This is a genomic window from Ammoniphilus oxalaticus (assembly GCF_003609605.1).
Lineage (GTDB): Bacteria > Bacillota > Bacilli > Aneurinibacillales > RAOX-1 > Ammoniphilus > Ammoniphilus oxalaticus.
In genome coordinates this window covers 574,358-590,081 of the sequence record NZ_MCHY01000008.1, presented here as the reverse complement: position 1 = coordinate 590,081, position 15,724 = coordinate 574,358, and the positions used below count along the sequence as shown (strand labels likewise).

15 protein-coding genes are annotated in these 15,724 nt (G+C 43.5%); all 15 read right to left on the bottom strand.

The features are described from left to right. Nucleotides 1–85 precede the first annotated feature (85 nt). A complete protein-coding gene (gene spoVS, locus BEP19_RS09245) occupies nucleotides 86–346 on the bottom strand; it encodes a stage V sporulation protein SpoVS (protein WP_120189593.1) in 261 nt (86 codons plus the stop codon). 121 nt (nucleotides 347–467) lie between these two features. Beyond that, nucleotides 468–1,262 carry a TIGR00282 family metallophosphoesterase gene (locus tag BEP19_RS09240; RefSeq protein ID WP_120189592.1) on the bottom strand — a complete coding sequence of 265 codons (795 nt, stop codon included), beginning with the start codon at nucleotides 1,260–1,262 and terminating at the stop codon, nucleotides 468–470. 98 nt (nucleotides 1,263–1,360) lie between these two features. Further along, nucleotides 1,361–2,908 carry a ribonuclease Y gene (gene rny, locus BEP19_RS09235; RefSeq protein WP_120189591.1) on the bottom strand — a complete coding sequence of 516 codons (1,548 nt, stop codon included), beginning with the start codon at nucleotides 2,906–2,908 and terminating at the stop codon, nucleotides 1,361–1,363. A gap of 256 nt (nucleotides 2,909–3,164) precedes the next feature. Beyond that, on the bottom strand, nucleotides 3,165–3,827 hold the full coding sequence (locus BEP19_RS09230) for a regulatory protein RecX (protein WP_120189589.1): 663 nt from the start codon (nucleotides 3,825–3,827) through the stop codon (nucleotides 3,165–3,167). A 102-nt stretch (nucleotides 3,828–3,929) separates the two neighbouring features. Then, nucleotides 3,930–4,988: a recombinase RecA gene (gene recA, locus BEP19_RS09225; RefSeq protein ID WP_120189980.1), complete on the bottom strand. Its 1,059-nt coding sequence runs from the start codon at nucleotides 4,986–4,988 to the stop codon at nucleotides 3,930–3,932. Between the two features lie 202 nt (nucleotides 4,989–5,190). Continuing rightward, nucleotides 5,191–6,777: a DEAD/DEAH box helicase gene (locus BEP19_RS09220; protein WP_120189587.1), complete on the bottom strand. Its 1,587-nt coding sequence runs from the start codon at nucleotides 6,775–6,777 to the stop codon at nucleotides 5,191–5,193. Nucleotides 6,778–6,800: 23 nt separating this feature from the next. Beyond that, nucleotides 6,801–8,039, bottom strand: a complete 1,239-nt coding sequence (locus BEP19_RS09215; protein WP_120189979.1) for a competence/damage-inducible protein A — start codon at nucleotides 8,037–8,039, stop codon at nucleotides 6,801–6,803. 17 nt (nucleotides 8,040–8,056) lie between these two features. Then, entirely contained in the window at nucleotides 8,057–8,632 is a 576-nt protein-coding gene (pgsA, locus tag BEP19_RS09210; protein ID WP_120189585.1) for a CDP-diacylglycerol--glycerol-3-phosphate 3-phosphatidyltransferase, read from the bottom strand. Continuing rightward, nucleotides 8,633–9,976, bottom strand: a complete 1,344-nt coding sequence (gene rimO, locus BEP19_RS09205; protein WP_120189583.1) for a 30S ribosomal protein S12 methylthiotransferase RimO — start codon at nucleotides 9,974–9,976, stop codon at nucleotides 8,633–8,635. Nucleotides 9,977–10,093: 117 nt separating this feature from the next. After that, a complete protein-coding gene (locus BEP19_RS09200) occupies nucleotides 10,094–10,930 on the bottom strand; it encodes a helix-turn-helix domain-containing protein (RefSeq protein WP_170145318.1) in 837 nt (278 codons plus the stop codon). A gap of 35 nt (nucleotides 10,931–10,965) precedes the next feature. Beyond that, on the bottom strand, nucleotides 10,966–11,748 hold the full coding sequence (locus tag BEP19_RS09195) for a DUF3388 domain-containing protein (RefSeq protein ID WP_120189579.1): 783 nt from the start codon (nucleotides 11,746–11,748) through the stop codon (nucleotides 10,966–10,968). 263 nt (nucleotides 11,749–12,011) lie between these two features. Beyond that, nucleotides 12,012–12,740 (bottom strand): elongation factor P 5-aminopentanone reductase, encoded by a 729-nt coding sequence (gene ymfI / locus BEP19_RS09190; protein WP_120189577.1) that lies wholly within the window; start codon nucleotides 12,738–12,740, stop codon nucleotides 12,012–12,014. 85 nt (nucleotides 12,741–12,825) lie between these two features. Beyond that, entirely contained in the window at nucleotides 12,826–14,109 is a 1,284-nt protein-coding gene (yfmH, locus tag BEP19_RS09185; protein WP_120189575.1) for an EF-P 5-aminopentanol modification-associated protein YfmH, read from the bottom strand. Beyond that, on the bottom strand, nucleotides 14,106–15,389 hold the full coding sequence (yfmF, locus tag BEP19_RS09180; protein WP_245983442.1) for an EF-P 5-aminopentanol modification-associated protein YfmF: 1,284 nt from the start codon (nucleotides 15,387–15,389) through the stop codon (nucleotides 14,106–14,108). The genes yfmH and yfmF overlap by 4 nt, the downstream gene beginning before the upstream one ends. A 111-nt stretch (nucleotides 15,390–15,500) precedes the next feature. After that, complete coding sequence (locus tag BEP19_RS17635) at nucleotides 15,501–15,668, bottom strand: hypothetical protein (RefSeq protein WP_170145317.1); 168 nt, start codon at nucleotides 15,666–15,668, stop codon at nucleotides 15,501–15,503. Between the last annotated feature and the right edge of the window lie 56 nt (nucleotides 15,669–15,724).

Sequence of the window (15,724 nt, the reverse complement as noted above, 5' to 3'; positions counted from 1 at the left end):
CGATCCCATACCGCATCTTATAGCAGTACCAAAAACTGTGGGATCAAGCCCTATTGGGTAACCTCTTTATTGTATGTTTTACGCGCTATCTTGGTTCTACAATCAATTTAATTGCTGTCCGTTCTTCCCCATCAATTGTAATGTCCGTGAAAGCTGGAACGCATATCAAGTCAACACCGCTAGGAGCTACAAATCCTCTTGCAATAGCTACCGCTTTGACCGCCTGGTTTAACGCGCCTGCGCCAATCGCTTGTATCTCAGCTGCTCCACGTTCCCGCAAAACACCTGCCAGGGCGCCTGCTACAGAGTTTGGGTTGGATTTTGCTGAAACTTTTAATACATCCATGATCCAGTACCTCCTTGAATATTTTATATGATGATCCCATTGCTACTATATTCAAGGATTTTCCCAAACATTCCAGATATTATTGTACAACCCTTAAAAATTCGCGCGGTCTATCTTTGTTTTATTCAGACAGAGGATGTTCGTCGTCAATCCGAATCGTTTCAATCTGACGCGCTTTCCCAGATGTCGGATCTACCTCGATCACAACAGCATTGAATTGGGTTCGTCCAGAAGCGACTTCGAATCGGGCGGGAAGCTGGGTAATAAATCGGTTCAGCACCGCCTCTTTTTCCATCCCTAGGATCGAGTCATAAGGTCCAACCATCCCAACATCAGTCAAATAGGCTGTTCCCTGCGGTAAAATGCGGGCGTCTCCTGTTTGAACATGGGTATGCGTCCCGACAACAGCGGACACTTTGCCATCTAAAAACCAACCGATCGCTTGCTTTTCAGATGTTGCCTCCGCATGAAAGTCGACAAAAATATAGGGGGTTCGTTTTCGGATCGTTGCCACAAGCTCTTCCACCGTTCGAAACGGACAGTCAAGCGCAGGCAGAAAGGTGCGACCCATCAAATTGATCACAGCGAGCTCGAGTTCATTTGAGCGTATATATGTATAACCAATTCCTGGCGCGCCTGGCGGATAATTCGCAGGTCTGACTAATTTTTTCTCATCATCTATAAAATCGAATATTGCTCGATTGTCCCACGTATGGTTTCCCATCGTAATTGTCTGCACGCCCGCCTCATAAAAACTTTTTGCAATCTGTGGGGTAATGCCGCGACCGCCAGCAGCATTCTCCCCATTGACAATCGTAAATGTCGGTTGATATTTTCTCCTAAGGGTTGGTAACATAGACAACAGGGTCTCTCTGCCAGGCCTGCCGACTACGTCGCCCACAAACAAAATCCTCATCATTTCACCTCATTCATATACTTAACCGAGCTTGTTTTTGTTTATACCCTGTCGCTGGTTTACTAAAAAAGAAAAAAGTGGCTTTACGCCACTTTAATTTATTTTGCATACTCTACAGATCTTGTTTCACGAATAACCGTAACTTTAATATGTCCAGGGTAATCCAATTCACTCTCTATTTGCTTTGTGATTGATCTAGCTAAGCGATGCGCTTCTAAATCATCAATGACTTCTGGTTTGACCATAATACGCACTTCACGTCCTGCTTGGATTGCATATGATTTTTCCACGCCTTCAAAGGACTCGGAAATTTCTTCAAGTTTTTCTAATCGTTTAATATATGTTTCCAACGTTTCTCTTCTCGCTCCCGGTCTCGCAGCAGATAACGCATCCGCCGCGGCGACGAGCATCGCGATGACATTATTGGGTTCCACATCGCCATGATGCGATGCAATCGCATTGATGACATGAGGATGCTCATTGTATTTTTTCGCCAATTCTACGCCAATTTCAACGTGTGAGCCTTCTACTTCGTGATCAATCGCTTTCCCAATATCATGAAGTAATCCCGCTCGTTTAGCCAGAATGACGTCTTCGCCAATTTCAGCAGCCATTAAGCCACAAAGATGAGCGACTTCAATCGAATGTTTCAACACGTTTTGTCCGTAACTCGTACGATATTTCAAACGTCCGAGAATCTTAATCACATCCGGATGAAGTCCGTGGACACCTGTTTCAAAGGTCGCCTGTTCCCCACATTCACGAATCCGCTCATCAACTTCGCGTCGGGATCGTTCGACCATTTCTTCAATTCGAGCCGGATGAATCCGTCCGTCCGCAACTAACTTTTCGAGCGCTGCTTTCGCAATTTCCCTACGAATCGGATCAAAACCTGACAAAATTACCGCTTCTGGCGTATCATCGATAATCAGATCGATTCCTGTCAATGTTTCAATCGCTCGAATATTTCGTCCTTCCCTTCCGATAATCCGACCTTTCATTTCATCGTTGGGAAGATCGACAACCGATACGGTTGTCTCGGCCACATGATCCGCAGCGCATCGTTGAATGGCTGTTGAAATGATTTCTCTTGCCTTCTTCTCGCCGTCTTCCTTAGCCCGTTGTTCGATCTCTTTAATTAGCATCGCGCTTTCGTGTCTGATTTCATTTTCCACTTGGGCAAGAATGATTGATTTGGCATCCTCTTTCGTTAAACCGGAAATTCTCTCCAGCTCTGCCTTTTGCTTATTATATAAATCTTCCACTTGGCTCTGCTGATCCGCGATCCGCTTCTCTTTGCGTTCCAGCTCGGCTACTTTTCTTTCGTGATTTTCTAATTTGCGGTCAAGGCTTTCTTCCTTTTGCAGGACTCGTTTTTCTAACCGTTGCGCTTCGTTGCGCCGTTCACGATTTTCCTTTTCCGCATCCATTCTCAGCTTATGCGCTTCATCTTTCGCTTCTAAGACTTTCTCCTTTTTCAGCGCTTCCGCTTCTCGGTCGGCTTTCTCGATAATTTGCTTTGCGGCTTCTTCAGCGCTTGAAATCTTCGCTTCCGCAATAGACTTACGAACGAGATAACCGATACCAAAAAAAGCGACTCCGACCGCTACGGATACAAGTAGGACCGTTCCTATTCCTACCAACATTGTCGTCACCTCCTTGCATCTGCAGGTCGTGAAGTCCTCGTATTTAGATGGTTTTTGTTCTTTCCTTGCATTTGTTTGTCAAATGATGATTATTCCTTGGACATCATAATCATTTTCCACTGTTTCCTCATAAATTGTTGCTTAAACGTTTTTTTGATTGAACAGTTAAGATGAATATACCTTCTTATTTTACTGATAGAAAGGGATTATTGTCAAGATTTAGCCCGATAAAAGACAATTAAGAATACAAAAGTTGTTATTCCCCCTCATTTTGCTCAATAAATGCGGGTCCTCGACGTTCAACCGCCGCTGAAATGGGTCCCATTGAAAACCCTTTTCGCTGAAGATAAGGGATTATTTTCTTCTTTGCTTCATACAAGTTCGGAAACGTTTTGTTTCGCCATTTTTTATCGATCAATTCAACGATCATTTCTTGCTCATCCTCATCTGAGACGTGGCTAACAACGACCGTATCAATCAAGTCTTTCGCAATCCCGCGTTGCGACAACTCTTGCTTTAACAAGTAGCGTCCTCTCGGCCTCATTCTCTTCCGCTCTTCCACCCAGCGCCTCGCATAATCTTCATCGTCAATATAATTCTTCTCTTGAAACGATTCGATCACCGCTTCGCAGTCTTCCGATTCGAACCCTTTCTTTGCTAGATAATCACGCAGCTGGGACGCGGTGCGGGCTCGATAACCTAAGTAACGCAGCGCATATTGCTCCGCTCGATGTCTCTCTTCCGCCTTTAACAAATCGAGCATTGCCCCATCATCTAGCTCCATCCCTTTCGCCAAAGAAAACTTCACAAGAATATCTTCGTGAATTGCGAAGGCATACTCTTCATTCATGTAAATATTATATCTCGGACGATTTTTCTGCCTTTGAATCGACGAGATGATCTTATGTTCCACTTCCATCTCCTTCTCCTTCTCCACAATACTTTATATAGAAAAAAGAGTAGTCTCCGAGCCGTTCCTAGCAAACATGAACTAGCGGTGAAGACTACCCATTCTATTCATTTACTCGAATTCCATTTCCAATTCTTCTAGATCAAGCTCTTCATCGTCATTTTCCGGTTCCGCCACACTTCCATCCAAGTTGTAATGCTCCCGCACTTGCGCTTCAATGACCTCCGCAAGCTCCGGGTGATCCCGCAAAAATTGTTTTGCATTCTCTCGACCTTGTCCTAGCCGATCGTCATGATAGGAATACCATGCTCCGCTCTTTGTCACGACGTCAATTTCTGAAGCAATATCGAGGAGACTGCCTTCATGCGAGATTCCTTCACCGTACATGATATCGACCTCGCACTGTTTGAATGGAGGGGCTACTTTATTTTTGACAACACGAATTCGCGTGCGGTTACCAACCATTTCATTTCCTTGTTTAATCGTTTCGATTCGACGCACATCTAAACGAACACTGGAATAGAACTTAAGAGCGCGTCCGCCAGGGGTTGTTTCCGGACTTCCAAACATCACTCCAACTTTTTCCCTCAACTGATTAATAAATACAGCGATCGTTTTCGACCGATTAATCGCTCCGGCTAATTTCCTTAAAGCTTGCGACATCAAACGAGCCTGTAATCCGACGTGCGAATCACCCATGTCCCCTTCAATTTCAGCCTTCGGCACGAGGGCGGCTACGGAGTCAATCACGACAATATCAACGGCCCCGCTGCGCACAAGCGCTTCCGCAATCTCCAACGCTTGTTCTCCCGTGTCTGGTTGGGATAACAATAATTCATCAATATTTACTCCTAAGTTACGAGCGTATGCAGGGTCAAGCGCATGTTCGGCGTCAATAAAAGCGGCTGTTCCGCCTGTTTTTTGAACAGACGCAATCGCATGCAAGGCAACCGTTGTCTTACCGGATGACTCAGGTCCATAAATTTCAATGACTCGACCTCGCGGATACCCGCCAATTCCTAAACTAATATCTAAAGCGATCGATCCGCTCGGCACAGTAGAAATGGTCGTTGAGGCGCCCATCTCCCCCAGCTTCATAATCGATCCTTTACCAAATTGTTTCTCTATTTGACGTAATGCCATGTCTAAAGCGGCTTTTCTATCAGACAAAAAAATCTCCCCTTCCATGCCATATCAGTATAAGGCGTCTTACATCCTCTACCTTCCTTCATGATACATAATTTTAATGGTCTTGCCAACAACTTTTTTGCAAACAAACGTTCGATTTACAACAACTGTTGCTTTCAGGCTGAAAGGGGCAAAAAATAAGAGAAACAGGGTACTACGCAATGCGCAGCGCCCTGTTTCCAGTTTATGATCTAGCCCCTCTTGGTTTGGCTGGCTCAACATTCACACGCGCTCCTTTAATGCGCGATTGTCGCAAAGCCTCATAAACAAATGGAGCAACATCTTCCGTTACTTCAAAAAATGTAAATCGTTCAAAAATGTCAATTCGCCCGACCGTTTTCGGTGGAATCCCAACCATTTCGGAAATTTCTTTCACAAAATCTTGCGGTTTAATGTCAACATTCCGCCCTACATTCATGAAGAAGCGAACCATCCCTTTGCTCGCCCCTGTTTCTCCAAAATTATAAACTTCTTCGTCTCCCGCCCCTTGGAAGGACGAAGAGAAAGCAACATGCAGGGCAGCCGCTGTAATTTTATCCAATGGGAATCTCTCTTTCAATTCTTCAACAACCGATAAAAATAAAGAGAGATCGACATCTTCTTCAAGCAGGGAAACAATTTGATCTTTCCACAACAATTGTTGACGTTCAGCAACTTCTTCCAATGTCGGAATCGGTCGTGGCATAAGTGACGTTTTCGTAACCTTTTCAATCGTCATTAGCTGCTTCATTTCACGCGGCGTAACGAGTGTCAAGGCGATCCCTTTGCGTCCCGCCCGACCTGTGCGACCAATTCGGTGCACGTAGCTTTCCGGGTCCTGCGGGATATCGTAGTTGATCACATGCGTCACATTCCCAACGTCAATTCCTCTCGCGGCAACGTCCGTCGCAACAAGCAACTCAATAGTAGAGTCGCGAAACCCCTTCATTACACGGTCTCTTTGGGCCTGACTTAGATCTCCATGCAATCCATCTGCTAGATAGCCGCGTTCCTGTAAGGCGTCGGTCAGTTCGTCTACACCTCGTTTTGTGCGACAAAAAACAATCCCCAAGCCGATCTCTTCACTGTCTAAAATTCGGCACAAGCTTTCTAATTTATTTCGTTCCAACACTTTATAATACACTTGATCAATCAGCGGAGCGGTCACTTCTTTGCGATTGACCTGAACCGTCTGTGGATTCTGCATATAACGACGCGTCAATTCTTTAATTTCATAAGGCATCGTCGCCGAGAATAACATCGTCTGTCGCGTATTCGGCGTATGAGATAAAATTTCTCTAATATCTTCAATAAAACCCATATCCAACATTTCATCCGCTTCATCCAGCACAACCATACTCACGTCTTGTAAGCGTAATGTCCGTCTGCGCAAATGATCCAAAATCCGACCTGGCGTTCCAATCACAACTTGGACCCCTTGACGAAGCGTTCGAATCTGGTGTCCGATCGATTGGCCGCCATAGATTGGCAACGTCCGTGTTCGTTTGTGTTTCGCGATTTTTCTTAATTCGCCCGAAACTTGAATCGCCAGTTCCCTCGTCGGCGTTAGAACGAGCGCTTGCACGCGTGGCTCACTCGTGACTCGTTCAATAATCGGAATCCCAAACGCGGCTGTCTTTCCTGTACCTGTTTGAGCCTGACCTAACACATCGTTACCTTCTAAAATTAAAGGAATCGCTTCCGCTTGAATAGGGGACGGCTCTTCAAATCCCATATCGTTAATTGAAAGCAGCACATTCCTATTTAAATTAAAATCTTCAAACTTTATCATTCCATAACCACCTTACATTTCCATTAAAGTCTATTTAACCATTCATAAACGTAAAACAAAGCATATTTTGCCGCTCTTAGTTGTATATTTTGTCTGCTCCCTGATAATCGGGGCGCAAAGACCTCTACCCCCTGCTTCGTAGACACACCAATAAAAACAACGCCAACCGCTTTATTCTCGGTCGGTTCTGGGCCAGCAACACCTGTCACAGATACACCAATATCCGCAGAGAATAGCTTTCGAGCCTGAATAGCCATTGTTCTCGCAGTCTGTTCGCTAACTGTTCCATATTGCTCGATAAGATCAGCATCAACGCCCAGCGCATTCATTTTAGCATCAGCCGAATAACTAACGATCCCACCCGCAAATACTTCGGAAGCGCCGGGCAACTCTGTGAACGACTGACTAATCGCCCCGCCCGAACAACTTTCCGCTGCAGCTAACGACCATGACTTTTGCTTTAGCAAATGTGAAACAACGCTCGCTAAACTATCATCGTCATACCCGTAGATCGAATCCCCAACCCTTGCTTGTAATTCAGCTTCCAGCGTAGCGATCCGTTCGTTTGCTTCGTCTAAATCCTTAGCCTTTGCCGTCAAACGGACAGAAACTTCCGCCTCACTTGCCAACAATGCGATCGTCGGATTCGTTTGTTGATCAATTAAATCGATCAACTTTTCTTCGAGCATGGATTCGCCTATTCCAAAAAAACGAAGCGTTTTTGAATGAACAGTGTATTTCTCTTGAAAAAGAGATTGTAAGTAAGGAATCGTATAGCGATCATACATCGGATGGAGTTCTCTCGGGGGACCAGGAAGCAATAAATAATGAATGTCGTTCACTTCAATCGCCATGCCGGGAGCCATACCATGATCATTCGGAAAGACAACGCTACCTTCAATTATCTCAGATTGCTTACGATTATTCGCCGTCATTTCAATCCCGCGTTGCTTAAAATAATTATGTATCCGATCCATGGCTTGTTTATGTTCGACTCTAGTTTTACCAAGATGGGCGGCAAGCGTTTCTTTTGTTAAATCATCTTTTGTAGGACCCAATCCACCGGTAAAAATAATGATATTAGAGCGTTGCTCGGCGCTTCGAACGACGTTAAGCAATCGGGTTGGGTTATCACCAACCGCGGTATGATAAAAAACGTTGATCCCTATTTCGGCAAGTCTCTTAGATAGAAACTGAGCATTCGTATTGCAAATCTGACCAAGCAGCAATTCAGTGCCTACTGAAATGATCTCTGCTTCCACATTCCCCACATCCCTTTTCAACCAAAGTCAATCACATGCTTATTCTTCAAGAAATAATCTAGACCTGAAAATAGTGTAATAAGGACAGCTAACCACACAGCTATGCTTGAAAAAGGAATGCCAATATAAGAAAATGGGAAATTGTTGATCATTAGTGAACAGACGGCAACAATTTGAATAACTGTTTTAAGTTTCCCTAAGTTACTCGCTGCAATGACTTGTCCTTCGGCAACTGCGACTAACCGCAGACCAGTTACGGCAAATTCGCGACTAATGATCAGAATCGCGACCCAAGCATCTAAACGGTGCATTTCTACTAGTGAAATGAGCGCCGCCGAAATAAGCAGCTTATCTGCAAGCGGATCAAGAAATTTCCCTAAATTTGTAATCATCTTTTTCTTGCGGGCTATATACCCATCAAGTCCATCTGTGCTCGCCGCGATAATAAATATTAATGTTGCAATGATTTCGCTGTAGGTAATCTTAAATTCGCCAACACTTACAACACCAAAATCAAAGCGTACCAGTAGGAATAACATCACTACTGGTACAAGAAAAATGCGCGCCAAGGTAATTCTGTTGGGCAGATTCACCTAGACTACCTCCCCCGATAAATCGTAATCATAGGAATGAGTAATCTTCACTTGAACCTTCTCGCCAAGCGGTCCGTCATAACCGGTCACAAACACCTCGCCATCAATTTCTCTAGCGTCAAACGGTGTTCTTCCGATATAAATATCATTCTTTCCATCATATTTTTCAATGAGAACGTCTAACGTTTGTCCAACAAATCGACCGTTTTGTTCGGCGGCGATTTCTCTTTGAATCTCCATGAGTATGTTTGCTCGTCTCTCTTTTGTCTCTTGATCCAATTGGTCTGGGAGGCGATTAGCTGCCGTTCCCTCTTCTTGAGAATAGGTAAAGACGCCGAGACGATCGAATTTTACCTCTTTAATGAAATCACACAACCGTTCAAATTCCTCTTCCGTTTCTCCAGGGAATCCGACAATAATTGAAGTCCGAATCGCGACTTGTCCAATACGGTCTCTAATTTTTGCGATCAATTCACGCGTATCTCGCTGTCTGCCTGGTCTTCTCATCCTCTTTAGGATAGCATCTTCACTATGCTGTAAAGGCATATCGATGTATTTGCAAACTTTGGGGTTGGAGGCAATCGTTTCTATTAGTTCATCAGAAAAATAACCTGGGTAAGCGTAATGAATTCGAATCCATTCAATCCCCGGAACTTTCGAAATTTCATCAAGTAAGTTAGCTAAACGGCGCTCTCCATAAAGATCAAACCCATAATTTGTAAGATCCTGGGCAATCAAGCTAATCTCTTTAATTCCTTGATCCGCCAGTTGTTGCGCCTCACGAACAACCGATTCGATACTGCGCGAACGAAACTTCCCGCGTAAATCGGGAATAATGCAAAAGGTGCATGTGTTATCGCATCCTTCCGCAATCTTCAAATAAGCGGTATAAGTGCCTTCCTCGACTTTTCTGCGCGAAACATCCTCATAAGAGAAAACAGGATTTCCGACGTAAACAGGTCTTTCTCCGATTAAAGACTTTTCGATAATATCCGTAATCTTATCAAAGTCCCCTGTTCCTACAATACCGTCAATTTCAGGCATTTCATTCATCAATTCTTCTTTGTAGCGTTGTGTCAAACAGCCCGCGACGATCAGCGACTTCACTTTCCCCGTGTCTTTTAAATCAGCCATGTCTAATATCGTATTGACCGACTCTTCTTTTGCGGCATCAATAAATCCGCACGTATTGACGACGATTACCGTCGCTTCATCCGGGTTGCTAACTAATTCATATCCTTTTTTATCAATGAGATCAGACATGATGTCTGAATCGACTAAATTTTTTTCGCATCCAAGTGTGACGATGGCCACCTTTTCCTTGGCTTCTGTTTTCGTAGTCATTTCCTTGTCCTCACTTTTCCTCTAAACTGCTACAATGGACTTTTTTGGCCTATTACAGTATAATACATTGGTTTACCACTGTCAAAAACAAGACCCTGCTAAAAGAAGCAGGGTGCTTTATTGTTTTAAGATGATGGAAATGTTTTGCGCTGAACTTCCCATAATACTCGTATCAAGCGCCTGCCCGTTCACTTCAATCTTCACATTTTGCGGCGCCCCAATCCGTAGCCATGCCGCCGAAGTTCCAGACATTGTCCACTGTTTTACGCTGCCCGCAGCCATTTCAACAGACTCTACTTTCTCTCCATTCTGTCCATCCTTGCTTAAGCTAAACCAGCACCTTTCTGAAGCCGTCATCGATAGTTCGATCTGTTCCACGCCCGTCAATTCATACTTGTAAGCATTCCCCTCACGAGCAAGATAGGACAAAACGGGTTTGTTTGACGCTTCCGGCTCAGGCGTTTCCTCGGGTTCCTGCGATGGTTGCTCTGGATTATTCGGCTCCGTTTGATCATCGTCAACTACTCCTTGTGGTTGCTGAGCGCTTTCTCCATCACTTTGGGACTTACTTAACTGACCAACGCCAATTACAATAACACAAATAATAAGCGCCGCAAATAAACCGAGCAATACCCGAGATAGCCATTTGCTTGGCTGAAACAAGGTTTTCTCTTGCTTCATCCTGCGTAAGGGAACCTTAGGTTCCTCCATCTGAGGCTGGGCAAACGGTGTATCTTTTATCTGTTCTAAAACAACATCTGGATCAAGACCAACCGCTTCCGCGTAACTTTTCACAAAAGCTCTCGCGTAAAAATGTCCAGGCAAAATTTCAAGGTTGCCTTCCTCAATCGCTTCTAAGTATCGTTTTTGAATCTTAGTTATGTTCTGAATATCTTCGAGCTGTAAACCTTTTTTAAGTCTAGCATCTTTTAATGTATTACCTAATTCGCTCATCCCTTCACCCCCCATGATCGTCCAACCTCTCTTGCTTATGTGATGTCAAAATTGGAAATACTCGCATTGACAACCTCATAAGTAATTTCTTCATCTGGATGATTCCTCAATTCGATAATATAGTCAAAGTCGGCCAGGCTTCCGCCCGTTTCGCGCGCAAAGATGTCGGGGTGTTCAATTACTTTCGTCGCTTCCAAAGCCAACACTTTTTCCATAAGTTTACGATGTTTGTTCGTTCCCCGTAATGTAGAAACAACGCCATCAATGATATAAACGCTCTCCCCCGCCCATTCATTCATCGCCAATTGGTTGCGCGCGGTTTGGCGAAGTAACGTGGAGGAAACCAACGTCCAGCGTTTATTTGCGGATACACTCGCGGCGATCATCGCCTCTGTCTTTCCGACTCGCGGCATTCCCCTCACACCGATTAGTTGGTGTCCATTCTTTTTAAATATTTCTCCCATAAATTCAACGAGCAAGCCAATCTCATCTCGCGCAAATCGAAATATTTTCTCTTCTCTTGTGTCTTGAACACTATATTTTCCATGTCGAACAGCTAACGTATCCATGACCGTGGATTTACGTAACGCTGTAACCGTAATATCTTCAAGCGCGTCTAGTACACTTTTTAACAAGTTTATTTTCTCATCATCATCCGTCTGAATTAACATGCCTCGTTTACAAGGCTCAACCCCGTTGATTGTTTGAATATTAATCGTTAACATACCGAGGACAGCAGCAATATCACCAAGTAATCCAGGGTTGTTTCGGTGAATTTCCCACTCTAAATACCAATTAGACGCTACCAACTGTCTCATCCCCTACTTATATCGGTATAAGTATATCATAATTCTCTTTTTCACTCTTCATTTTAGTTGTTTATAGTAACTGATTTCAACTATTCAAGACAATTCGCGCCCGATAAAACAAAAATGCCCTGAAAAGGGCATTTTTGTTTTATCGACACATACTCTCCCTACATCATACAGCAAGAGGCAAAAATGCCCGCTTACTACTTGTTATTATGGATTTTTTCAGATCTTCTTATCCCTGTTTTTCTTAATTTGCTACCTGTATTCGCTTATGTATGCCAACCACCGTTCGGACTTAATTCCTGGCCTGTAATATAGGCTGCTTCATCGCTAATCAAAAAGCAGACAAGTGAGGCAATCTCACTCGGTTGTCCTAACCGCCCCATTGGGATTTCGGCCGCAATTTCCTCTAATTCGTTCGCGCTGAATTGGCGATTTAAAAGAGGACCCGCAACCGCCCCAGGCGCAACCGCATTAACCGTAATTCCACTTGGCGCCACTTCTTTGGCCAGCGCCTTTGTAAAAGATAACAGGGCGCCTTTCGTCATGGAATACAACACTTCGCATGACGCGCCTGTCGTTCCCCAAATTGAAGAAATATTGACGATTCTTCCAAAGCCCCGTTTGATCATCGACGGGACGAATAACTGCGCGAGTAAAAAAGCCGCTCGCGCGTTCACCGCGTATAACAAATCAATTTCTTCCATGCTCGTATCTGTAAATATACCGTAGTGGGTTAGCCCTGCATTATTAATTAAGACATCTGGCGAACGCGGCATGCGCTCACGCAAACACTCAATCTCTTCCACCCTCGCCAAATTTGCCTGAATCGGGATCGCGCAACTCCCTTTTTGTTCACATTCAATCACTAACTTATCAATCTGCGCTTCTCCGCTATAATAATGAAGATACAAGTCATACCCCTTGTTGGCTAAAGCGACGGCAATCGCCGCGCCAATTCCTCCGCTTGCTCCCGTTACGAGCGCCCATTTTTCCACTGTTCCTCACCATACACTTCCTATTCTCAATATGAAAAGAGGAGGATCATAACCATCCACCTCTTTGTAAATTTATATGTTAACCCTAACTGATTGGCTTAATCATTGATACGCTTAATTGTTCTGGCTGAATATGTTCCGCTAATCTATGATTCACATCTTCGAGCGTCAACTGTTCCAGCGTTGGAGCGATTTCAAACAGGTCCGTTTCATTGAACTCGTACTTCGTAAATGAATTCGCAATAAACTCGATTGAATTTAATGAACGGAGAAAAGAACCGATTTTCTTCTTTTTGTTTAATTCAAACTGCTCCTTCGTAATCCCGTTCACTTTTGCCGCTTCCAAACCGGCTGTTACCCGCTCAACCAACTGCTCAGCGTCAGGTGTATCTCCGCCGATCGCTGAAAATCCATAATGTGGCTCTCCGCTATAGTCAGTTCCAAATGTATCATTAATTAAGCCCGCTTCATACAATTGCTGATACAAATCTGAACTTTGCCCTAGCAGTATATCTAACACAAGTTGGGTAGCTAGTTCCCTTTTTAGCAGCTCATTTCCGCTTAGCCCCACGGTTTTATCCTTATAACCAAACATCACTTTTGGCATAGCGACAGTCATTTCTCTTATTGATTGCTCCTTTGCCACATGAGTAGGTTCATCTTCAAAGTAACGAATGATTTCCGCTTGCCGCTCATATGACTTAGCTGCTTGATTTTCTCGAACTGTTTGAATAATCTCCTGCGGATTAACTGCGCCCACGATAAATAGAAGCATATTGCTTGGGTGATAAAACGTCTCATAACACGTGTACAACATTTCTTTCGTAATCTCTGTTATAGAGGGGATCGTTCCTGCAATATCAATTTTTACAGGATGATGGTGATACATATTTTCAATAAGGCCAAAATAAACCCGCCAATCAGCGTTATCATCGTACATTTTAATTTCTTGCCCAATAATCCCCTTTTCCTTCTCCACATTTTCATCTGTAAAGTAAGGTTTCTGTACAAAATTCAATAAAGTAGTCAAGTTTTCTTTGACATTTCCTGTGCTAGAAAATAAATAGGCGGTGCGATCAAAGCTTGTAAAAGCGTTCGCGGATGCGCCGTAATTAGCAAATTGATTGAACACATCGCCATCCTCTTCCTCGAACATTTTATGTTCCAGAAAATGAGCAATTCCATCTGGCACCTTCACTTTTTCCTTACCTGGAACTTGGAAGTGATTGTCGATCGAACCGTATTTAGTTGTAAAAGTGGCGTACGTTTTACTAAACCCATGTTTTGGTAAGATATAGACGTCGAGTCCATTTTCTAATTTTTCATAATACAACGTTTCATTTAACTGTTCATACCTTATTTCTTTCATTCTTCCCCCTCCTTATCCCGCAAAAAGTAGATTGTATCGATTTCAATTTTTTTGGCGATCGCAACGACAGCGTCTACGGTAACTTGATTAATTTTATCTATAAACTGTTTCAGCGTCTTTTTCGTATCGCTTAACTGACCATTGTAGGCAAAATCAATCATCGTTCGCGCATTATCTTTCGTTTCTAATAACTGATTGATCAGACTGGCTTTCGTCTGTTGCATTTCTGTGTCGCTAATCTCACCGTCCTGCATCATCTTCAATTGTTCCTTCATAATCTCAACAGCTTGCTCATAGCGATCAATTTCAATACCGGACATCATAATGAGCATCCCTTTATGGCTCTCTAACCGAGAAACCGCATAGTAAGCCAAACTCGCCTTTTCCCGCACATTCACGAACAATTTTGAATGCGGAAAACCGCCAAGGATGCCGTTATAAATCAACAGCGTTTCATAATCCTCATCTTGTAGTGTTGTATGCGTACGGCAGCCGATATTCAATTTTCCTTGACCAATCTCAAGTTCTTCGATCACAACTTGCTCCTCAACACGTTCTTTTTGAACGGGATTAAACGATAGCTGACGCGTGTTCGTACGCTCGATCTGAAACGAACGCTCGACCCCTTGTTGAACATCCGTCGGTTGGACATCCCCCACAACATAAATGTCGATCGGGTTCTCCGCTAGCAGCTTAAGGTAATACTGATAAAGAGCAGTTGGATCAACTTGTTCCAATTCTTCCGTTTTCCCATAGGACAATAGGCGATACGGTTCTTCTTTGCACATTTCCTCCACAACGCGCTGATTTGCGTAACGAATTTTATCGTCGATTAAACTTAAAATCCGCTTCTTTAGAAGCCCGCTTTCAGTTTCAACGATTTTCTTATTAAATCCACCATTTTCAACAAGCGGACGTGAAATCACTTCTCCTAAAAACTCAATTCCTTTTTGTAACAATGGACTTGTATCAGACAAGTACTTTTCGTTAGCAATTTCCAGTTGGATTTGGATGATCTGCTTCTCGCCCTTCTTTACAATATCCGCATGAAAAACCGCCCCAAATAATTCATCCATGTATTGACGAAGTTGCTGCGCCGTTGGATACTTAACGCAACCCCGCTTTAACACGAACGGCAGCAGCGCTGTCTGAGTTACTGTTTCTTCCTTTAAATCCTGTTCAATATGTACGACCATTGTCGTTGTTTTAAATTTATCAGTCGGTAAAATATGGACGTTCATTTGATTTACCGTCACGGTTTGAAACACGGGTTCACTCAATGAGTTTCCACTCCTTCTTAAAGTAAAGGTATATTATTTCCATTATACGCTGATCCTTGCATAGTTTAACCTATTTTATAGCGATTACGCCAAAAAAAGTCTTGTCTTCATTTAGACAAGACTTTGTTCATATAAATCCGACCGCATCAACAGTTCGATCCTACCCTCTGTCATTTCATCGAACCTGCCGCAATTCGGGTGCATGCATAACATTCCTTTCAGGTTAGGATCAACAAATCCGACCCCGCCGCTATTTCCACAATAAGGACATGTCCACATCCTAAATCATCCTTTCCATGTTTGTACACAGTTAGTTTCTGACATAGGATTCTTTT